The organism is Undibacterium sp. TC9W (genome assembly GCF_049339865.1).
Classification (GTDB): domain Bacteria; phylum Pseudomonadota; class Gammaproteobacteria; order Burkholderiales; family Burkholderiaceae_D; genus Undibacterium.
In genome coordinates, this window is sequence record NZ_JBMPPJ010000021.1 from 52,852 (window position 1) to 75,147 (window position 22,296).

At 52.1% G+C, this 22,296-nt stretch carries 17 protein-coding genes; 3 read left to right on the forward strand and 14 right to left on the reverse strand.

What is annotated here, in order from left to right:
* Positions 1-6 precede the first annotated feature (6 nt).
* From ACO0LN_RS23790 to ACO0LN_RS23835, 10 genes are all read right to left on the reverse strand, one after another.
* The gene (locus ACO0LN_RS23790; RefSeq protein WP_422978123.1) at positions 7-516 is read right to left on the reverse strand and encodes a GAF domain-containing protein; all 510 of its coding nucleotides are present in this window, start codon (positions 514-516) and stop codon (positions 7-9) included.
* Positions 517-534: 18 nt separating this feature from the next.
* On the reverse strand, positions 535-750 hold the full coding sequence (locus ACO0LN_RS23795; RefSeq protein ID WP_422978125.1) for a hypothetical protein: 216 nt from the start codon (positions 748-750) through the stop codon (positions 535-537).
* A 38-nt stretch (positions 751-788) separates the two neighbouring features.
* Positions 789-2,126 (reverse strand): ATP-dependent protease ATPase subunit HslU, encoded by a 1,338-nt coding sequence (gene hslU / locus ACO0LN_RS23800; RefSeq protein WP_422978127.1) that lies wholly within the window; start codon positions 2,124-2,126, stop codon positions 789-791.
* Positions 2,127-2,139: 13 nt separating this feature from the next.
* Positions 2,140-2,676, reverse strand: a complete 537-nt coding sequence (gene hslV, locus ACO0LN_RS23805) for an ATP-dependent protease subunit HslV (protein ID WP_162043733.1) — start codon at positions 2,674-2,676, stop codon at positions 2,140-2,142.
* 179 nt (positions 2,677-2,855) lie between these two features.
* Positions 2,856-4,247, reverse strand: coding sequence for a hypothetical protein (locus tag ACO0LN_RS23810; RefSeq protein ID WP_422950069.1), 1,392 nt, complete (start codon positions 4,245-4,247; stop codon positions 2,856-2,858).
* Positions 4,248-4,543: 296 nt separating this feature from the next.
* Positions 4,544-6,583: a TonB-dependent receptor gene (locus ACO0LN_RS23815; protein ID WP_422978129.1), complete on the reverse strand. Its 2,040-nt coding sequence runs from the start codon at positions 6,581-6,583 to the stop codon at positions 4,544-4,546.
* A 123-nt stretch (positions 6,584-6,706) separates the two neighbouring features.
* Positions 6,707-7,105 (reverse strand): hypothetical protein, encoded by a 399-nt coding sequence (locus ACO0LN_RS23820; protein WP_422978131.1) that lies wholly within the window; start codon positions 7,103-7,105, stop codon positions 6,707-6,709.
* A gap of 248 nt (positions 7,106-7,353) precedes the next feature.
* Positions 7,354-7,758 (reverse strand): RNA polymerase-binding protein DksA, encoded by a 405-nt coding sequence (gene dksA, locus ACO0LN_RS23825; protein ID WP_110256573.1) that lies wholly within the window; start codon positions 7,756-7,758, stop codon positions 7,354-7,356.
* A 206-nt stretch (positions 7,759-7,964) separates the two neighbouring features.
* A complete protein-coding gene (locus ACO0LN_RS23830) occupies positions 7,965-9,068 on the reverse strand; it encodes a CobW family GTP-binding protein (RefSeq protein WP_422978133.1) in 1,104 nt (367 codons plus the stop codon).
* 232 nt (positions 9,069-9,300) lie between these two features.
* On the reverse strand, positions 9,301-9,801 hold the full coding sequence (locus ACO0LN_RS23835) for a Fur family transcriptional regulator (protein WP_422950073.1): 501 nt from the start codon (positions 9,799-9,801) through the stop codon (positions 9,301-9,303).
* A gap of 409 nt (positions 9,802-10,210) precedes the next feature.
* On the opposite strand from ACO0LN_RS23835, the gene ACO0LN_RS23840 reads away from it, so the two are divergent.
* On the forward strand, positions 10,211-12,187 hold the full coding sequence (locus tag ACO0LN_RS23840) for a PhoX family protein (RefSeq protein ID WP_422978135.1): 1,977 nt from the start codon (positions 10,211-10,213) through the stop codon (positions 12,185-12,187).
* A gap of 176 nt (positions 12,188-12,363) precedes the next feature.
* Positions 12,364-13,425 carry an OmpA family protein gene (locus ACO0LN_RS23845; RefSeq protein ID WP_422978137.1) on the forward strand — a complete coding sequence of 354 codons (1,062 nt, stop codon included), beginning with the start codon at positions 12,364-12,366 and terminating at the stop codon, positions 13,423-13,425.
* Positions 13,426-13,437: 12 nt separating this feature from the next.
* On the opposite strand, the gene xerC is transcribed toward ACO0LN_RS23845, so the two are convergent.
* The 4 genes from xerC to ACO0LN_RS23865 are packed head-to-tail and all read right to left on the reverse strand — an operon-like array spanning position 13,438 to position 18,275.
* Complete coding sequence (gene xerC, locus ACO0LN_RS23850; RefSeq protein WP_422978139.1) at positions 13,438-14,367, reverse strand: tyrosine recombinase XerC; 930 nt, start codon at positions 14,365-14,367, stop codon at positions 13,438-13,440.
* An 11-nt stretch (positions 14,368-14,378) separates the two neighbouring features.
* Positions 14,379-15,038, reverse strand: a complete 660-nt coding sequence (locus ACO0LN_RS23855; protein ID WP_422978141.1) for a DUF484 family protein — start codon at positions 15,036-15,038, stop codon at positions 14,379-14,381.
* Positions 15,038-15,898, reverse strand: a complete 861-nt coding sequence (dapF, locus tag ACO0LN_RS23860) for a diaminopimelate epimerase (RefSeq protein ID WP_422978143.1) — start codon at positions 15,896-15,898, stop codon at positions 15,038-15,040. The genes ACO0LN_RS23855 and dapF overlap by 1 nt, the downstream gene beginning before the upstream one ends.
* A gap of 46 nt (positions 15,899-15,944) precedes the next feature.
* Positions 15,945-18,275 carry a methyl-accepting chemotaxis protein gene (locus ACO0LN_RS23865; protein WP_422978145.1) on the reverse strand — a complete coding sequence of 777 codons (2,331 nt, stop codon included), beginning with the start codon at positions 18,273-18,275 and terminating at the stop codon, positions 15,945-15,947.
* A 391-nt stretch (positions 18,276-18,666) separates the two neighbouring features.
* Between ACO0LN_RS23865 and ACO0LN_RS23870 the strand changes: the two genes are divergently transcribed.
* Positions 18,667-22,251 carry an indolepyruvate ferredoxin oxidoreductase family protein gene (locus ACO0LN_RS23870; RefSeq protein WP_422978147.1) on the forward strand — a complete coding sequence of 1,195 codons (3,585 nt, stop codon included), beginning with the start codon at positions 18,667-18,669 and terminating at the stop codon, positions 22,249-22,251.
* The last annotated feature ends 45 nt before the right edge of the window (positions 22,252-22,296 follow it).

Here is a 22,296-nt window from a genome sequence, read left to right on the forward strand (position 1 = left end):
TTGCTATTATTTAAAATCTGTCGCAGCCGTAAAGATGGCGAGCAGGTTCTCAAGACCCAACTGGTCTTCTGCATCGAAGCGTTTCAGGCGCGGGCTGTCGATATCAAACACACCATAAATCTCGCCGTCCTTGATCAAAGGGATGACTATTTCAGAGTTGGATGCTGAATCACAGGCGATGTGTCCCGGAAATGCATGTACGTCTTCCACCAGCACGGTACGTCGTTCTGCTGCGGCCGTACCGCATACCCCGCGTTTGAATGGAATGCGGGTGCAGGCGACCTTACCCTGGAATGGGCCCAACAGCAGGTCATTCGGGAATTCTGCATCTGGCTTGCTGGCCGGTGCGCACAGGTAAAATCCAGCCCAATTCAAATCTGTGATGCTGCTGTAAATGAAGGCAGAAAACTGCGCGGCATTGGTGATCAGATTGCGTTCACCTTCGAGTACGCTGGCCAACTGGCGCGCCAGCATGGGGTAATCGGGTTTGTCGCTGGCAGCCGGAGTGCTAAACATGGGTGTATTCCTGAAGGTTTAATTTTCTTGTTGTTCGTCTGTACTGCTTGCGGTGTTTGCCGCAGCAGTAGCAGGCAGTGACAGAGATTTGGTATTTCTTTTCGCAGTCAGGTAATCAGGCAAGACTTTCCTTACCTGATTAGCGCTGCCTTTGGCCGAGGTCCGGGTCGGGATTTGAGAGGGCTCAACGCGAAACTGCATGCGTTGTCGTGTTGCCAGCGCCTTGTTAGCCATCTTGAATCCCAGATTGCAAATTTAAACTAAGACTAAAATTACAGCACGTAGCGTGACAGATCTTCATTGACTGACAAGGCTTCCAGACGTTCATTGACGTAGGCAGCATCGATAGTGACAGTCTTGCCGCTATTCTGGTGAGCATCGAAAGAAATCTCTTCCAGCAGCTTTTCCATGACCGTATATAGACGGCGGGCGCCGATGTTTTCTGTCGTTTCATTGACAGAATAAGCGATGCCAGCCAGGCGCTCAACGCCTTCAGGCGTGAAGTCTATCTGCACGTCTTCGGTTGCCAGCAAGGCCTGGTATTGACGTGTCAGGCAGGCATCGGTGCCTGTCAGGATACGTTCAAAATCAGCGATGGACAAAGATTCCAGCTCCACGCGGATAGGGAAACGGCCCTGCAACTCAGGTATCAGGTCGGACGGCTTGGCCAGATGGAAAGCGCCAGACGCAATGAACAGGATATGGTCAGTCTTGACCATGCCATACTTGGTATTGACGGTTGTACCTTCTACCAGTGGCAGCAAGTCACGCTGTACACCAGCGCGTGAGACTTCTGCACCGCCAGTTTCTGAACGTGAGGCGATCTTGTCAATTTCATCGAGAAAGACGATGCCGTTTTGCTCTACATTGCGGATCGCATCCTGTTTCAGTTCTTCTTCATTGACGAGTTTGCCCGCTTCTTCTTCAATCAGGAACTTCATCGCTTCCTTGATTTTCAGCTTGCGTGATTTCTTGCGGCCATTACCCATGCCCGAGAACATGGTCTTGATCTGCTCGGTCATTTCTTCCATGCCCGGCGGTGCCATGATTTCCATGTGGGTGACGCCTTCGGCCACTTCGATTTCAACTTCCTTGTCATCGAGTGCACCTTCACGCAGGCGCTTGCGGAAAGTCTGGCGGGTGGTGTTGTCTGGCGTTGCAGCTTCGGTTTCAGTAGGCTGGAAACCAAAGTCGCGCGCCGGTGGCAACAGGATATCGAGTATGCGGTCTTCAGCCGCATCCTCCGCACGGGCACGTACCTTGCGGGTGGCTGTCTCGCGGGTTTGCTTGATGCCGATATCGACGAGGTCACGGATGATGGTATCAACATCGCGGCCTACATAACCAACTTCAGTAAATTTGGTCGCTTCGATTTTGATAAAGGGTGCATCTGCCAGTTTGGCCAGGCGACGGGCGATCTCGGTTTTACCTACGCCTGTCGGGCCTATCATCAGGATATTCTTGGGTGTGATTTCATGGCGCAGTGGTTCCTGCACCTGTTGACGGCGCCAGCGGTTACGCAGGGCGATGGCGACGGCGCGCTTGGCCTTGGACTGGCCAACTACATGTTTATCGAGTTCAGAGACGATCTCTTGCGGGGTCATGTTCATTGCGTATTCCAATTCATTCCAGTGTTTCTATGGTGTGCGACAAGTTGGTATAAATGCACAACTCACCAGCAATAGTCAGGGATTTCTTGACGATGTCGACAGGTGACAAATCGGTATTTTCAAACAGGGCAATCGCGGCAGACTGGGCGAAAGTGCCGCCAGAGCCGATTGCGCCTATACCCTGGTTGGGTTCCAGTACGTCACCATTGCCGGTGATGACCAGTGTCGTATCCTTGTCCGCGACCAGCAACATGGCTTCCAGGCGGCGCAACATGCGGTCGGTGCGCCAGTCCTTGGCCAGTTCTACCGATGCGCGCATCAGGTGACCCTGGTGCTTTTCCAGCTTGGATTCAAAACGTTCTATTAATGTAAAAGCGTCAGCCGTGCCGCCAGCAAAACCGGCCAGCACCTTGTTGTGATACAGCTTGCGTACCTTGCGTGCAGTGCCCTTCATGACGATATTGCCCAGTGTCACCTGACCGTCGCCGCCCAGGGCAACAAGGTTGCCGCGTCGCACCGTCAAGATCGTGGTGCCGTGAAATTGTTCCATATGAACCTCAAAAAATAATGCCATTCCTGCACGCGAACATGGATCATGAACGGGCAGTATAAGCAGGCCAAATTGCCTGATTCGTAGAAAATGGGGTGTTTTTTCTGAATTGCAAGCGTGAACAAACCACGTGTATATATGACAGCAAATGGGCGGGCAAAAGCCCACCTTGCTGCAGTTTAGTGCTTGCGGGGGATAATGCTGGCGATGTTTTTCAGGCCCATGGCATTGAACAACATCATGACCAGATAATTGACGCCTTCAAAGCGTATATTCATGCCGGCTTTGCTGGCGATAGGCGCCAGGCCATTCAATAATTGTGCAGACGCACCGAATTCCACACGTTCAAGACGGGTGCAATCAAGAATCAGCGGATTGTGCTGTTCTGCCTGCATGGCAATATTGGAAATCAGGAATTCTGTCTTGCCTTCAACCACTTTGGGCATCATGTAGCGGTCAGATGCTTCTTCCTGCGCCGGAGCTTCAGGCAGGGCGCTGGTGACATTGTTCTTTGGCGCTTCAAACGATGGCGGCGACACTTCGAAAGTAATACAGTAATCCATACTGACTTCTTCGAAGGCTTGCTCAAAATGCAGTAATTGCAGGATTTCAAGCAACAAAAGCCATGGTGCCTCAGTTTCGTCGCGGCGGCCTACCAGCAAGATACTGCGGATTTTATCCGCCAGGTCTTTGGCGCCCACCAGTAACAGGTCATGGCCGGATTTCTTCAAACCCTTGAGGGCGCGCAATAACAAGCCGCAACCTATGGGATCAACTTCCTTGACGCGGGAAAAATCCAGGCGCAGGCTTTTACTCTTGCCTGCCGCTATCTGCAATTTCTCGAGTGATTTGATGGTAGTGCTATCAAGCTTGGCCGGGAAGCTGACATTCGCTACGGTGGTGTCGCCCTGGGCTTCAGCATCATTATCATTGGCAGTCTGGTTTTCTGGCCACAGTGGCGGCGAGGTTTCAAACTTGTTGGCGTAATCAAGCGACAGGCTTTCAAACTTGTGCTGGTCGTTCGTGATGCGGTACAGGTCAAACAGCATTTGCCAGCCAATTTCCGTGGCGCCACCGAGTTCATGGTTATGCACGGCAGACGCCAGCATCTGTTCAGCAACTTCATTCTGGCCACTGGCAAACAGGATGGCTGCTTCTTCCAGTACAGGCACGGTTTCGCTGTAGGCGAGGGCAGAGGCCGACATTTCCGAGTTTTGCCCTAACAGATAATCTGTAGGCATCATCATCGGCAATGTGGTCTGGAATTCTACCGGCGGCGCTTTTCTTTCCAGCGGCTGGGTGGGGGCACCCAAATCGGTTTTGGTAATGGTCGGTGGACGGGTCTTGACGATGTCACGCGACATTTCAAATTCTATGGCGTCAATTTTTCTCTCGGTAGCACGGGCGATATGGCGCTGAGCAATAATCGAATTGCTAAAAACCTCACTGTCCTGGAAACCGCCAATGACGGTATTACCATTCTTGGAGCGCGTCTTTCTCGAAGAAGATTTCTCGGTGGAGCGATCTTCTTGCTTGACACCTTTTTTACCGAAAAGAGAAAAAATCCCCACTTTGTTCCCAAATAAGAATAGAAGCGCTGACCACCCGGTAGCGAATTTGACGAGTGCTTAGTATATTCTGATTTCCGTTCCAATGGTTGACTGGGCTCAACTAGTCCAGACAGTTTTTCTTGAAATGTTCTTTTAATTGCTACGCAAGATCTGTGAAAACCTTGCAAAAAAGCAGCTTTTTTGCAGGAAATGGGGGCGGATGCCGCCTCCCATACCTACAGCTTATGAATTAATAACCTAAACGTCAATTACATCTGCTTACATTTTTCTTGCAATTCTTAGCTGATTTTTTAACATTAAAAGCTGACACGCAGTCCTGCCAGCACATTTCTGCCGGGCTGAGGCAGGGTTTCTTTCAAAACTGAAGTAGAAAGACGGATATCCTGATTCAGCAAATTCTTTGCCATCAGGAACCAGGTCAGCTGCATGTTCTGATAAGGATGGGTATAAGTCAGGCTGGTATCGACCTTGGTATACGCTGGTGTAACAAAACCTTCAAAACTGGCCAGCCTGTCCTGGCGCAAGGCATGCAAGACATCCACGCCAGCACGCCATGCACCAGTGCGGTAGCCAATGTCAAAACCGGTACGTGTGGCTGGTTGTAATGGCAGGTTGCCCATATTGTCAAGACTGCCACGAGAGTAATCGGCAAAAGCGCGGCCCGACCAGCCTTCACCCAGCAGGTTGTAACTGATCTCGGCTTCACCGCCACGTATGGTGGCAGATGCCTGCGACCAGTTGCGCAGCGTAAATTCTGCATCAGCATCAGGGATACCTGCTTCATCAACCTTGATGCCATTGGTATGGCCGTAGATGTAATTATTGACCTTGTTCAGGAAGGCATTGATCTTCCAGCGCAGCAGACCATGGGTTTTTTGTATGCTGAACTCCAGATTGCGCGAGGCTTCTTTTTTTATGTCGGCATTGCCAATATCAAAAGTCGCAGTCGATTCATGTGGCCCGGCGGAATACAATTCTTCTGTCGCCGGGGCACGTTGCGCCCATGACAGGCTCAGGCCTGCGCCATAAGATTTGTCGAATTGCCACAAACCACCGACAGAAGCCGAGAATAAATTGAATTCACGCGCCTTCAGGCCAGTGCTTGCATCCGGTGTGCGCTTCACATTTTCAAAGCGCATACCTGTGCTGGCCATGACATCGGCAATCTGTTTTTGCTCGACAAAGAACAGGGCAACTGAATTGGACTTGGTACTTGGCACCGTATCAGCGCGGCCAGTCGTTGCAGACAAGGCAGAAAACTTCACCTGTTCAGTCTGCAGGCCCCAGCTACCTTGCCAGCCCGCCCAGGATGGGTGAGACAACAAAATACGGCTTTCCAGCATCTGGTTTTTGAAGTCAGTAACGGGTGTACCGTCCTCGGCTTTTTCTGTGTGCTTATAGTCGGTGGCGCTGAATTTGTATTTGAGCGTATCGAAACCAGACAATGGTGAATTGAGCAAGCCATCAATGTCGAGACGGTTTTGCTTCAAATCGATGAAGGAACGTTCTGCCGTTGGAATACCATAGTGGTCATTAAGGGTTTGGACTGCAGCACCGACATAGCCCCAGGGCTGGATGACAGACGCGCCCAAAGCCAGCGAAGATTCACGGGTAAAGCTGGATGGCACACGGCCACTGCCTGAGGCGGGGTCGCTCAAAGAGATATTGCCTGGTATTTTATAATTGCCCGTTTCGCGGCTGGCACCGTCTGCATGCAGGCCGATCACGCCGCTGGAACCATCCAGCGAGAATGACAGACTCTTTTCTGAATTGACACTGCCGAAGCGAACTTCGCCTTCACCCGTCATTTTCTTGTTCAGGATAGTCGGTATGCGGTTGTCGATGACATTCACGAGGCCACCAATCGCACCACTGCCGTATAGTAAGGCAGCAGGGCCACGCAAAACTTCTATCTGTTGGGCAGTTGCGCTTTCACTGGCGACTGCATGATCATTCGACAGGCTGGATACGTCCGCCACACCCATGCCATTTTGCAGGATTTTGACACGCGGGCCTTCCAGACCACGGATGATGGGGCGGGATGCGCCAGCACCAAAACCGGATGCAGATACGCCGAGTTCAGCTCCCAGGGTGTCGCCCAATGAGGTGCCGATCTTGGCCCTTAGCTCTGGTCCTGACAATATCTTGGCTGGAGTGAGCACTTGCATATTCTCATCCGAGCTGATCGGGTTGGAAGTGACGGTCACTGTATTGATGGTGCCAGATGCAGAATCGCTGGTGGAGCTTGTCTGGGCATATGCCTGAGAGGCGGGTGTCAGTACAGGCGTCAAAAGTGCCAGCACTGCGCTGGTGATCAGAGTGCGTTGAAAAACCATGTTATTTCCTGTTTGCAATGTAAACCAAAGGGTGGCACGCAAAGAGCGGCGACCTTCCTGATGTAAAAAATACATCAGGAAAATATGATAGCCAGAGCACCACACAGGGTGTTCTGGCGCTGGTCAGGCAAACAGGGAAGGTGGGGCGCGGGAAGAGAAAGGAACTTGCAGCAGGGCATGCCAGCTCAGCATCGCAGGGCTGGGGCCAACGACAGCCTTGCCAGCCAGCAGTTTTATGGCATCTGGTATATGTTGCAGGAATTCAGCGGCACTGACAGCATCGTACAAGGCACAGGAGTGCAGGGTATTGCCATTCTCATCCTGGCTGCCAGACTGAAAAAGGAAGGTCCCCAGTTGTGCACTTTGCTGCAAGCCACCAGTAACTATCTGGCTGCTGGCGCCATCTGCATGTGAGATACGATGTGCGAGCCCCAGCCATTGCGTAAATAACAGCGCAGGCAGCAGAACACACAGCAACCATTGCTTGCTGTTTTTCATGCTGGTCTGGGTGGGGCGTAACATCTTGGGATTACTTCCAGTTAATACCGGGTCAAATTCAAGTCAAAAAATTAATCAATATCTGTAGCAAAAAACCGACAATACACCCGTATTATGACAGCAGGATGGCATGGTCTTGCATGACTTGGAAACAATTATCTGATAAAAGTTCAATTGAATGCAACATGGTTGCATTCAATTCCAATAAAAAAGCGCGCAGTTGCCACCGCACGCTTTTGCGAATCAGAAGCGCAGGACATTGATGCTAAAGCTCAGTCACCGTACAGCTTTTGTTTCATTTCACGTCTTTGCTGTGCTTCCAGCGACAGAGTCGCTGTTGGACGCGCCAGCAGGCGTGGTACGCCAATTGGTTCACCGGTTTCTTCGCACCAGCCGTAATCGCCTTCATCAATACTATTGATGGATTGCTGTACTTTTTTCAGCAATTTGCGTTCACGATCGCGGGTGCGCAATTCCAGCGCATGTTCTTCCTCTATCGTGGCACGGTCTGCCGGGTCTGGTACTAATACGGTTTCACGAAGATGCTCGGTGGTTTCGTCGGCGTTCTTCAATAAATCCTTCTCAAGCTGCTGCAAACGGGCCTTGAAAAATGCCAGTTGTGCAGCGTTCATATAGTCCTTCTCGCCCATCTTGAGGATTTCTTCCTCGGTGAGCAGAGCTTCGGGTGCGCTGACTGTAGCAGTCGATTTAGATGATTTAGTTGCCACTTCGCTAACTTTCGATACGACGGGTTAATACATAGAACAAATCTGAAACAACATTTGTCCCAGACAATTATCCTCCCCTTATTGATAAAGTAAATGACATTTGCATGAATGCCACTTGCACGACAGACAAGGTCTGACTTCAATAGCCCGCTAGTTTATACCAAACAATGCTCCAAACCTTGAATAAATATGTCTTTAGGTAGATTTTTGCCAATAAATACCATCTTGCTTTCACGCAATTCGTTTTCTCCCCACTTGGCACCCACATCAGTTCCCATGATTTGATGCACACCCTGAAAAATGACTTTGCGGTCTGCGCCTTCCATCAGTAATACGCCTTTATAGCGCAACATGCGCGGGCCAAAGACTTGCACCAGGCCACCGAGGAATTCATCAAGCTGCCCGGTGTTGAAGGGGCGCGTGCTCTTGAACACAAAGGCGGCGATATCGTCAGAATGATGGGCGTGATGGTGGTTGTGTACATGCGGGGCTTGGTCACCGTGCTCAGCATGTTCTGTATGTTCGTTATGATGATGGTGTTCATGCGTGCAATCTGCATCGCAAGCTTCATGATCGTGATCGTGCTCATGTTCTGCTTCTTCAGCACGCAGGAAGTCGGGGTCGAGATCAAGCTTGGCATTCAGGTTGAAGCCTTTCAGGTCCAGCACTTCGCTGATGGCAACCTTGCCAAAATCGACTGCCGCGATGGGCGCACGCGGGTTCATGCGGGTCAGGCGGGCGCGCAATGCGGCTACTGCTTCGGCATCAACCAGATCAGTTTTCGATAACAGGATTTTGTCGGCAAAGCCAACCTGGCGCTGGGCTTCTTCATGTTCATCGAGTTGCTGCATGCCATGGCGGGCATCAACCACCGTGACCACCGCATCGAGCATGTAATATGTGCCGACTTCTTCATCGACAAAAAAAGTCTGTGCTACCGGGCCAGGGTTGGCCAGGCCTGTGGTTTCTATGATCACGCGGTCAAAACTCAGTTTGCCTTCATTCTTTTGCTGTATCAGCTTGCTCAACGCGACGATCAGGTCGCCGCGCACCGTGCAGCAGACGCAACCATTATTCATTTCCACGATTTGCTCGTTGCTGTCCTGCACCAGAATTTCATTGTCTATGTTTTCCTGGCCAAATTCATTCTCGATAACGGCAATCTTGTGACCGTGATCTTCCTGCAGGATACGGTTCAGCAGCGTGGTTTTACCTGCACCCAGAAAACCGGTCAGGATAGTGGTAGGGATTAGTGCCATGATTTTCTCTAATACTTAACAAGTTCTTGTACTGTTTAGGAATTACGAAAAATTGTCCCAGCAAGGCCGTTGCTTCAAGAAACATCCCTTGCAAGGGATGTTCGTTACGTCGGCGGACAACATGTTGTCCGAAATCCCGACTTCACCGCAGCGACGAAGACAGTACCTTAGTACAAGGTCTTGTAAACTGCAGGAGCTGCAACGCAGCTGGGGCGATTTTTCGTAGTTCCTCCTATTTAGCGCAGTCGGCGCACCAGCCTTTGATGGTCAGCTCTATGTCATGACTTTTAAAACCGCGTCCCAGTGTGGTCTGCAAAGTAGCCTGCAATTGCTCGCGCAGGCCAGGCGGCTGTTTGGCGTCATCGAGACAAAATACCCGTGCGCAACGCGTGCATTTGAAATGCCCGTGTTGATGCTGGGCCGGATGGTCCTTGTTGCCAGCTGTCTCACTACCTGTGCTGTAGCGGAATACCCTGTCATCGCCAGAAATTTTATGTGCCAGCCCGGCATCAGTCAGGCAATCCAGTGCCCGGTACAGGGTAACCCTGTCCATGTCAGGCAAGGCATCCTGCACTTCCAGGTGCGACAGTGCGCGCTGGCTGGACAAGAGTTCAGACAAGACATTCAGGCGTGCATCAGTCACACGCACGCCAGCTCCCGACAGCAGGATAGAGGCTGCGCCCTGATGATGGGCAGTTGTGGCAGGTTTGGCTCGGGTAGAGGGTGATTTCATAGTCATTCCATCGTTTGCTGGCAGGCGTAAGAGCATGCTGCTTACTGTCCAGGTGCAGTTTAAGTACGGTGTACGTGCTGTCTCTCGTCTGCCTTCTATATATGCTTATTATGCCTCAAAAATGCAATTCAGTTGCAAAAGTGTTGAACAGCGATGCCGGAATTGAGCAGGGCGGGATTTGTGCAAAGAATTTTCCGGCCAGGAGTAGCAAGCGATTTGGGTGTCTGGCGCAAGTGTAGTAAAGAAAAAATCCCGCGTTTCACTTGCCTGTCATATTCACTTCTTATACTCCTGCCCGAACTTGCCCATACTCATAGCAAGGTTTTAATCGCAAATTCAGGCGCGCAATTGGTGACCAGTAGTCTCCGGTTGGCTCATTTTGTCGCAATCAACTTTTGGAATTCGAATCATGTCAGATCAACCTCAAGCCGGTCGCCGTCAGGCACTTAAATTCCTCGCTGGCGCTCCTTTGCTGCCGCTGGGCGCATTTTCCACGGCCTCATTGCTGAGTGCATGTGGTGGTAGCTCGACAGCAGCAACACCTGCGACGGTAACGCCAGTCGCAGCGAATTTTGTTGGCGCAGAATTTACGGCGATGCCAGCACCATCTCTGGCAAACGCAGCAGCAATGGCGACCACGACTGTGGGTTCGACACTGAGCGTCAACTTCAGCGACAATAGTTCGCAAACTTTCAAGCTGGCTTACCAGCCTTTCTTCCTGACTGGCGACCTGGTGCCAAATGGCAGCGGCGGCACTATCCTGGCGGGCGGCTACTACGATATTAATAACAAGCCTATCATCGACAAGACAGTAGCTGGCAAAGAACGCCAGTTCTTCTCTGATTCTCCTGACGGCACATCCCTGCTGGCAGTGGCAAACCCGACAGTTACAGGTATCAAAGGCAAGGCAGTATTCGCTGTTGTGCAGTTTGAATACACGACCTGGGCGCAGGATGGCACGACAGATATGTATGGCAAACTGCCTTCCCCTATCGCCGTGCTGACACTGGATCAAGACCAGGCTACCGGCAAACTGAGCCTGGTGAAATACCATAACGTAGATATGTCCAAGGTCAACGGCCTGTGGATTACTTGCGGTGCGAGTTTGTCCCCATGGGGCACGCATCTGTCGAGTGAAGAATACGAGCCTGATGCATTCACTATCTCCACCAATACCCAGTTCAAGGCCTATAGCACGAACTTGTTTGGTGACGAGAATAAGGCTAACCCTTACCACTATGGTCACATGCCAGAAATCACTGTCAATCCTGACGGTACTGGCACAGCGAAAAAACATTACTGCATGGGCCGCCTGTCACATGAGCTGGTACAAGTCATGCCTGACAACCGCACTGCACTGATGGGTGATGATGCCACTAACGGTGCTATCTTCATTTTTGTGGCCGACAAAGAAAAAGACCTGTCTTCCGGTTCACTGTATGTTGCCAAAATCGGTGCCGGTTTCTCTATCGACCCAGCTGCTGCCGGTGCTGCTCTGACCTGGATCAAGCTCGGCTCTGCCACCAGTGCAGAAATCGAAGCCATGGCAAATACTCTCAAGCCTGCCGACATCATGGAAGTGGCAACAGCCGATCCTAAAGATGCGAGCTTCACCAAGATTTACTACAGTGGCAAAGTGCAGTGGATCAAGATCAAACCAGGCATGGAAAAAGCAGCAGCCTTCCTGGAAACCCACCGCTATGCAGCACTGATGGGTGGCAGTATGGCCCTGACCAAGCTTGAAGGCACGACAGTCAATGCCAAGGACAAGATCGCTTACTCCGCTTTGCAAAACATGCAAAGCTCCATGGTGCGTGGCAATGCCGCCTGGAATGAAGCCTTTGGCGTGACGCTGGAAAAAGCAGTGAATGCCGGTGCAGTATTGGCGCACACACTGGCTGGCGGCCAGAAAGATACAGCTGGTGCCGCCATCAACAGCGACTGGGTACCAACAGTAACCAAGACCCTGCTGATCGGCGAAGATATCACTGCTGATGCGCTGGGTAACCTGGCTAATCCAGACAAGATCGGTGCACCTGACAATCTGAAGTTCTCAGAAAAACTGCGCACTCTGTTCATTGGTGAAGACAGCAGCTACCACGTGAACAACTTCTTGTGGGCTTATAACGTCGATACCAAGAAGTTGTCACGTGTTGCCTCCATGCCTTCGGGCGCTGAAGCTACCGGCTTGTCAGTCGTCGATGACCTGAATGGCTGGACTTACATCACCAGCAACTTCCAGCACGCGGGTGACTGGCTGGCGATTCATTCCATCGTCAAACCAACGCTGGACCCACTGGTACGCGCCAACTACAAAGACCGTTTTGCTTCTGCAGTCGGTTACCTGACAGCGGATGTCAGCAGTGTCAAGCTGGCTAAGGCATAAAAAAGAGCCTTGTTGTTGAATCAGGAAAAGCAGCGGATTCGCTGCTTTTTCTTTTTCTGGCGCTGAATTTGTAACTAAGTTTGCTGGCAGGTATCACTACCCACTTTCCAGAAAAATCCTGTGCTACATTAACAAGCTATTGTAGAAAATGTCATTTCTCAGGAGCCTGGAATATCATGCACAATGCGCTGAAGTCATCCCTGCTGGTCCTTTCCCTGTTTGCCAGTTCCATGGTGTTGGCAGCCGTCAATCCTGCCTATGAAAAAGTATTGACGACGGATGCACCGAATGCCAAGGACCATCCCCTGACAGGCCGTTACCAGGGCTCCAGTATTCTGCTGCAGACGCAAAAAGCCTATGATGAAATTGTCTTTGCTGCTGGCCCGGCGACGGAGCCAGATTACAGCAGCAACAAGAAATTTTCCAAGATACAAAGAGCTGAGGGTGCGCTGACGCGTACTGTCTATGTTTCTCCCAAAGGACGGTCTTCGCTGGAAGTGTTCCGTAATTTTAGTGATAGCCTCGGCAGCAAAGGCTTCAAACCCATATTCCAATGTGATAACGATAGCTGCGGCCCATCCTTCAAGAGCCTGAAATACAACTGGAATGAGAAACGCACCCATGTGCAGGGCGAGGGTTATGATGTAAATCGGAATCGCTATGTTCAGGGAGTTTTCGATGGCGCCAAGGACATCCGTTATGCGCTGCTGCAAAAAGGAACTGGTGCAGCGACGACTTATGTCGGGGTGTATGCTGCACTCAATTCTGGTGGCAGCATGGGGGACCTGAGTGAAAGCCTCAATGACAGGGTTACTGTGCTGGTGGAAGTGCTGGAACCAAAAGCCATGGAACAGAATATTGTGACCGTTGATGCCGACGCCATCAGCAAGGAACTGGCTGCAAATGGTGCAGTCAGTTTCTATGGTCTGTATTTTGATACCGACAAAGCCGTCATCAAACCAGAATCCAAACCCCAGCTTGATGAAATGGCCAAATACCTGAAAGCCAATAGCGCTGCCGTGTATATCGTCGGCCATACCGACACCCAGGGTGTGCTTGACTACAATATGACACTGTCAGGCAAGCGGGCTCAGGCGGTGGTCGAAGCACTCAAAGGCTATGGCATTGCCGATGCGCGTCTGATCGCCAAAGGCGTAGGCCCACTGGCACCGCGTGCTTCCAATGCTGCAGATGCTGGCCGTGCCAAAAACAGGCGTGTGGAAATGGTGTTACGTTAAGCTAATTACCGCTTATTTCTTGGCGCGTGGATGCGTCTGGTCATAGACCTTGGCCAGATGCTGGAAATCCAGAGAGGTATACACCTGGGTTGCTGCGATAGAGCTGTGGCCCAGCATTTCCTGGACGGCGCGCAAATCACCGGAAGATTGCAAGACATGTGAGGCAAATGAGTGCCGCAACATATGTGGATGCACATTCGCCGGGATATCCAGGCTTTGCGCATGTGCTTTCAGGCGCAGTTGTATCAGGCGAGTGGAAATGCGGGTGCCGCGTTCTGTTAAAAACAGTGGGTGCGGGTCAGCCTTGACCAGGCTTGCGCGTATCGCCAGCCAGTCCTGCAAGGCAGCCAGCGCGGGTTTGCCTACCGGGACTATGCGCTGCTTGCCGCCTTTGCCTGTGACGCGGACCTCGGCTTCCTGCATATCGACCCAGCCCGCCGAGCTATGGCCGGATTCTGTGACAGCCGCCACATCCAGGCTGGCCAGTTCAGATACCCGCAAACCACTGGAATACAAGAGTTCAAACATCGCACGATTGGCGCGTGCGGTAGGCTGGTCGCCGCCCTTGTGAGCCACCAGGCGCACCGCATCATCCGCTCCCAGGGCTTTGGGCAAGGGCTTACTTTTCTTGGGGGCGCGTACGCCTTCAACCGGGTTGGCCGCCAGATCGCGTTCTTCTGTCAGCCAGCGGTAAAAGCCGCGCCAGCTCGACAGCTTGCGGGCGATGCTGCGGGCGTTTTGTCCACCCGCATGCATTTGCGCAGCGAAGCGGCGTATGTGATGGGTAGTTAGGCTGGCCAGATCGGTTTTCCCGGCCTGGTCAGCGAGCTTGATGAGCTCGCGTAAATCCAGCAGGTAACTGTCCAGCGTGTGTGGTGATAATTGTCTTTGACTACGCAAGACTTCCAGGTAAAGGCTCAGATAATCGTCTTGCGTATTCATATACGGCTTACTTAGATATCGACCAGGCAGCTCAGCGCAGCGCTACTGGTGTCGGCAATCTTGCTAAGGAAATCCGTTGCCATATCCTTGGTATAGCGGTTGGGGTCAGGTGAGCCCAATACCAGCAAGCCAAAAGTTGGGCCATTGCCAGACAGGCGCAAAGGGAGCATGGCCAGTGATTCAACCGGCTGCTCTGTCTCTATCCAGCCAGCGGCTTCAAAATCATGGTTTTTGCCGCAATAAGGCGTGGTCAGGCCCTTGGCAAACAACTGTGCATCATCGCTGGTGCTGCTGGCAAACCAGGTATGGGCAAAATCCTCAGCCACACCCCACAGGCGCAGGGTGGCATGTGGCAGGTTGAAAATATCCTGCAAGCCCTGGGTCAGTACATGAGGTAAATCGACGTCGTTGCGGGCCAGCAGCAGGGCACGCGTCCAGCTCTGGAATTTTTGGCTGATGTCATGGTTTTCTTCGGCGATGCGCAGCAAGTCTGCCATGCGCAATTCCAGGCTGCGATATTTTTCGCGTACGACTTCCATTTGCCTTTCCTGCAAGGAAATGGCACGCCCCATGACAGGGCTGGTCAGTTTGATGGAACCCAGCAATTCTGCATGTTCTTCAAAAAAATGCGGATGCTGTATCAGGTAGGTGGCGATATCAGTGGAATTCATTATGTTTCTGTTAAATTAATTTCGCCTTCAAAGACGGTCACTGCCGGACCGCTGAGGAATACTGGCTGGCCTTCACCCTCCCAGGCGATGGAAAGTTCACCACCGCGCATGCTGACACGTACCGGGCTATCCAGCAAGCCCCGGCGCAGGCCAGCCACAGCGGCGGCACAGGCACCGGTACCACAGGCCAGGGTTTCACCGGCACCACGTTCAAACACGCGCAGGCGTATGTGCTGGCGATCCACAACCTCCATGAAGCCAGCATTGACGCGGCGTGGGAAGCGGGGGTGATGCTCTATCAGCGGGCCATCGACAGCGACCGGGAAGTCATCGACCAAGGCTACCACCTGTACTGCATGCGGATTACCCATGGAAACAGCAGAAATCCAGACCTGTTTTCCATTGATGTCCAGTGGCCACAAGCTGTCATTTCCTTCAGGCCTGGATTCCAGACCTTCGGCATTGAATGGTACCTGCGTTGCTACCAGTATGGGTGCACCCATATTGACCGTGATTTTGCCATCTGCCCCCATGCGCGGCTCTATGATGCCGGACATGGTCTGGACACGTATGGTCGATTTGTCCGTCAGGCCTTTTTCGATGACAAACTGCACGAAAGCGCGCGAGCCATTGCCACATTGTTCGACTTCACCACCGTCAGCGTTATAGATGCGATAGCGAAAATCGACGTCCTGACTTTCAGGTCGTTCTACCACCAGGATCTGATCTGCCCCTATGCCAAAGCGGCGGTCAGCAATCAGCCGCCACTGCGCAGACGTGAAATTGATGTCCTGGTTAATGGCATCGATAACGACAAAATCATTACCGGCGCCATGCATTTTGGTGAATTTGAGTTTCATGCTGTGATTATAGCCTCAGACAGCACAGGTCATGGCATTCCATGCCTTACTCTACCTGATACACGCCACAACCCAGCACCAGATTATCCTCGACCGCCTCTATATAAGAGGTTTTTGCTTCCGTCTTTTTTGAAACAGGGTTGACGATGGTGTAATTGATCCAGCCACCGCTTGCTGGAAGGGCAAAAGCTTCCCTTACCAGCTTGTGGCCATCCAGGCCATCGACATGAAACAGATTGACCTTGAGTTTGGCCGCATTGCCGGCAAAAGCCAGGTATTGGCCATTGCGGTCAAAGGCAAACACATACATGTCGCGGTCGGCATATAGCTTGTCGGCATTGGCCGTGATGATTTGTAAGGCCTGTCTGCCTCTGGATTGATACACCGCGACGGCTTTCTTGACCAGCACATAAGCCTCGTCAGCTGTACCTTGCAATAATTTAAAGGCAGATGCCGCTCTGGTCAGGGCATGGGCCTTGTCCTCAAGGCTGATGGATGCATGTTTGGCCTGTTCTGCCATCTGCGCATTGCTCTGGGTGATTTCATCCAGATGGCGCAAGGCTTCCGAGATTTGTGACAGGCCATTGCTTTGTTCACTGGAAGCGACGGAAATCGCATTGATGTTATTGGCCAGTTCGCGGATGCCACCAACGATGTCAGTCAGTGTCATGTTGACATTGTTGATCTGGTTGACGCCCTGATCCACCCTTTGTACAGAATCATCAATCAAGCGTCTAATCTGGCGCGCAGAGTCAGCACTACGTTGCGCCAGACTGCGCACTTCACTGGCAACAACGGCAAAACCACGGCCATGCTCACCAGCACGCGAAGCCTCGACTGCCGCATTCAGCGCCAGAATATCTGTCTGGAAAGAAATGCCATCGATAAGGCTGACAATTTCCTGCACCTTGCGGGCGCTCTGGTGTATTCCATTCATGGAATCGACGGCGGCACGCATGTCGTCGCCTGTAGATTCTGTGATCAGGCGCAGGTTTGCTGCCAGGTTATCGACAGCCCTGGCGCTGTCGGCATTCTTTTTGACGGTATCGGCCAGGTCATCGACACTGGCTGATGTTTCTTCCAGGCTCGATGCCTGTTGCTCAGTTCTGACTGTCAGGTCATTGATGTTGGTCGCCAGACCCTCACCGAGTTGCGCCACCATGCTGGCATTGCTGCGTACATTCGCCACCAGTCTGGACAAGTTGCCATTCATGCTATCGAGCAAGTTGCCGGTTTTTGCCAGTTCATCCTTGCCAGTGATGCGTATATGATTGGTCAGGTCACCAGCGGCTACTGCTTGGGCAGAGCGCCCGACCTGATTCAGGGCAGACATGAAGCCGCGGTAAAACCCCAGCGCCAGATAGCAACTGAGGATGACGATGATGCCCGTGCCCAGGCTTACCAGGTTCTGATACAAGTCCATCTGGCTGCTACGGTCTTTTAATATTCCTGTCAGTTTGGCCTGCATCTGGGTCTGTAATGCCAGGGTTTTTTCTATGGCTTGCGTGCCTTGGGCAAAATAGGCACTGGCATCTCCACTGATGCTTTCTGCCAGCAGGTTTTTCCTGGCGAGTGCAGCAAAGGACTGGGCTGCTTCGATAGCCGCCTGTTCTGCAGTGCTGACGTCGACACCAGCCCGTTTCATTGCCTCATCGAGATCGGTCACTCCATTCATTGCTGCCTGCAAGGCATCAAGGCGCGAAATCACGCCCGCTTTTTCCGGGAATTCCATAGACCCTGTCTTGATATAACTGGCGCCCAGGCCGCGCAGCAGCGCCACATGCTCTATCCATACAGGTAACTTGCGCAGGGAGATATCCAGCAAAAGAAAGTTGGCGCTCTGGGTATCTGTCAGCAGACCGGTTTTTTCACTGAGCAGGGCAGAGAATTGCAGGCTTTGCCTGATCAGGCGGCTGTGCTGGGCGACATTGTCTTTGACATTGGCGGCAGTCTGGCCCGCGGCCAGTTGCTGCAATTCATCAGCACTGGCTTTCCAAGGACCTTGCAGGCCCAGGTCTGCATGATTAAGCAAGAACTGGTCGAGTTGGGTCAGACTGTTTTTCAGCTCAGTCCGGGTTTTTGCCAGATCATCATCCAGCTTATCTCCGGCAAGCTTGAGATTGACCTGGCCACGGTGCTTTTGTGTCTGGATGACTACGTTCATGATCAGGCCATTTGCCTCCACACCGGCCAGGCCATTGTGGGCATTGATGGCATCAGTCCGTATCTGGTTCAGGGAAAGGCTGGCAAAAAACAACAAAGGCAGTAGCAAAATAATAAATATACCCAGCAACTTGGTGCGCAAACTGAGTTTGCTCATCAAGACTGTACAGGGATACATGATCTTATCTATCAGTGTTGCTTTGTTCCCGGACATGATTTTCCTTGCCTTTGTGGTCTGACGCAAAACCGCTCCTGCGGCGCAGTCCCCGTCTATCTTGTGGCTGCTTTTAATAAAACCTATTCTCCCAGATTCCAGTCATTGATACGATAGAAATCAAATGCATAAAAAGCAAAATTTTGATTGTATTCAGACTGGCCAGTACACTTTTGAGAAGTGTCAGTCATACTGTACTGGTCTCTTTGTGCGGCACTGTCCATTGGGACTGGCAATACAGCGTGTTAATGTGCGACCCGTATCATGGTAGCTTGAAGTCGCATACCCATTGCAATACCAAGCTACACTAATAAGTATATGATTCACTCACAAGGTGATTCTGTTTTGTTGCGCACACCATTGCCAAACGATAAAAAAGCACGGAGACCCCATGAACGCACCCCTCAAAGCCGAGCAGCAGGCGCTGATCGACAACAATATTTCCCTCGACGACAAATTCACGCTGGAGCGCGGCCGCGCTTTCATGACCGGCACCCAGGCCCTGATACGTCTGATGATGTTGCAACGCCAGGCCGATGAAAAAGCGGGCTTGAATACCGGCGGCTATATCAGCGGCTATCGTGGTTCACCGCTGGGGAATGTTGACCTGACCGCCGCCAAGGCAAAAAAACATCTGGCCAAACACCACGTCAAATTTCACCCGGGCGTGAATGAAGACCTGGCGGCTACGACAGTCTGGGGTACGCAACAGGTAAATATGTTCCCTGGCGCTAAGTATGATGGTGTGTTTGCCATGTGGTATGGCAAGGGCCCGGGCGTGGACCGTTGTGGTGACGTGTTCAAGCATGCGAATCTGGCAGGTACTTCAAAACACGGTGGTGTACTGGTCGTGGCCGGTGATGACCATGCTGCCAAGTCTTCCACAGCAGCGCATCAGAGTGAACATATCCTCAAAGCCTGTGGTATTCCGGTCTTGTATCCATCCACCGTGCAAGAGTATCTGGACTATGGCCTGCACGGCATCGCCATGTCGCGTTATACCGGCCTGTGGGTATCGATGAAATGCGTGACTGACATCGTCGAATCTGGTGCTGTCGTTGATATCGACCCTGACCGCGTAAAACCGATTATTCCTGAGGATTTTGTTTTGCCCGCCGATGGCGTGAACATACGCACACCAGACCCGGTGCTGGCGCAAGAAATCCGCATGAATAACTACAAATGGTATGCGGCGCTGGCCTATGCGCGTGCCAACAAGCTCAATAAAATCATCTGGGACAGTCCACATGCCAGGATAGGCATCATCACTGCCGGTAAATCCTACCTCGACACCCGTCAGGCACTGGCCGACCTGGGCATCGATGAACAGGTTGCCAAGGACATAGGCATACGCCTGTACAAGATAGGCCTGACCTGGCCGCTGGAATCTGAAGGCGTGCGTGAATTTGCTACCGGCCTCGAAGAAATCCTGGTAGTTGAAGAAAAACGCCAGATTCTTGAATACGCTTTAAAAGAAGAACTGTACAACTGGGAAGACAAAGTCCGCCCACGTGTGGTCGGCAAGTTCGACGATAGTGGCGAATGGAGCAACTTGCATGGTTCTGGCCATGGCGAATGGCTGCTGCCTGCGACTTATGAACTGAGCCCGGCACAGATCGCCCGTGCGATTGCTTCGCGCATCAGCCGTTACTTCGCTGGTCATCCGGTAGAGCAACGCGTCAAAGAACGCGTGGCTTATCTGGAAGCCAAGGAATCCATGCTGAATGTGATTTCCAAGCCTGATCCCAACAAAGACCGCGTGCCGCATTTCTGTTCCGGCTGCCCGCACAATACTTCCACCAAGGTACCCGAGGGCAGTCGTGCCCTGGCCGGTATTGGTTGCCATTACATGGTGACCTGGATGGACCGCGAAACTTCTACATTTACCCACATGGGCGCTGAAGGCGTGACCTGGGTAGGCCAGGCACCATTCACGACTGAAAACCATGTGTTCTGTAATCTGGGTGATGGTACTTACTATCACTCGGGTTTGCTGGCTATCCGTGCTGCGGTATCCGGTGAAGTCAATATCACTTACAAGATCCTGTTCAATGATGCTGTCGCCATGACAGGCGGGCAGGAATTCGATGGTCCGCTGGACCCTGGCATGATCTCGCGCCAGATCGCTGCTGAAGGCGTAGGCCCTATCATCGTCGTCACTGACGAGCCAGAAAAATATGGCGCGAATTATCCATGGGCTGCAGGTGTCACCGTGCGCCACCGTAGCGAACTCGATGCCGTGCAACGCGAACTGCGCGTGGCCAAGGGCGTATCTGCGATGATTTATGATCAGACCTGCGCGTCTGAAAAACGCCGCCGCAGGAAAAAAATCGACAAGGATGGCAAACCTGGCTTCCCTGACCCTGCCAAACGTGCAGTCATCATTGAAGCAGTGTGTGAAGGTTGTGGCGATTGCTCAGTGCAATCCAACTGCCTGTCAGTCGAGCCGCTGGAAACCGAATTCGGTCGCAAGCGCCAGATCAACCAGTCTTCCTGCAACAAGGACTTTTCCTGCGTTACAGGTTTCTGCCCCAGTTTTGTTACTGTTGAAGGTGGCAAACTCAAGAAACCGGCAAAAACCAAGATAGAACCAGGTAATGCACTCGACGTGAATGCCTTGCCTTATCCAGCCCTGCCTGATACCAAAACACCTTTCGGTGTACTGGTGACCGGTGTTGGTGGTACTGGTGTCATCACCATAGGCCAGATCATGGCCATGGCTGCGCATTTGCAGGGCAAAGCCTGTTCCGTACTGGACATGACAGGCCTGGCGCAAAAAGGCGGCGCAGTGATGTCACACGTGCGCCTGGCTGACCATGCGGACGACATACAATCGACACGTGTAGGCACAGGCATGGCTGATCTGGTCATAGGCTGTGACCTCATCGTGACAGCAGGCAAGGATGCGCTGTCACGCATGGGTGAAGGCCGTACCCACGCCGCCATCAATGCCAATGGTTCGCCAACTTCTACCTTCATCAAGAATCCTAACTGGCAATTCCCTGCTGAATCAGCCGAAGGCGATATCCGCAAAGCCTGCGGTGCCGACCGTGTCGATCTGATTGATGCAGCTTCGATAGCCACGGCCTTGATGGGTGACAATATTGCGACCAATATGTTCATCCTAGGCTATTCCTGGCAAAAAGGCTGGGTACCACTGGAAGAAGTTGCCCTGATGCGTGCGATAGAACTCAATGGCGTATCTATCGACTTCAACAAGCAGGCATTCAACTGGGGCCGTCTGGCTGCACATGATCTGGCAGCTGTACAGCGTCTGGTGACACCGGCGCAAGTCATAGAACTGAAACGTGCTCCTACGCTGGACGACACCATCAACAAGCGCGTGGCTTTCCTGACTGATTATCAGGACGCCGCTTACGCCAGCCAGTACAGTGAGTTTGTTGCGCAAGTCAAAACAGCAGAAAGCAAACTCGTCGATGGCAACAAGCCTTTGCGCCTGACTGAAGCGGTCGCCAAATATCTGTTCAAGCTCATGGCTTACAAAGACGAATATGAAGTCGCGCGTCTGTACACTGACGGCAAATTCCAAAAGAAAATTGCCGACATGTTTGAAGGTGACTACGCCATCAACTTCCACCTCGCACCGCCACTGCTGGCCAAGCGCGATGACAAGGGCCATTTGATCAAGCAGCAGTTTGGCCCATGGATGATGAAAGCTTTTGGCGTACTGGCCAAGTTCAAGTCCCTGCGTGGTGGCACATTTGATATTTTCGGTTACACCGAAGAACGCAAGATGGAACGCGCCTTACCGGTCGAGTATAAACAAACCCTGAACAAATTGCTGCCTTCGTTGAATGCAGATAATTTGTCCAAGGCAGTAGCGATAGCCAGTATCCCAGAAGACATACGCGGTTATGGTCATGTCAAGGAAAGGCATTTCAAAGCTGCCAAGGCCAAGGAAGCAACACTGATTGCCGAATTCAATACGGCACAGTCTGCGCAAAAAGCTGCGTAATCAAGTTTCATAACCAAGTTCTTAAGTAATTTTAAGTTCCAAGTT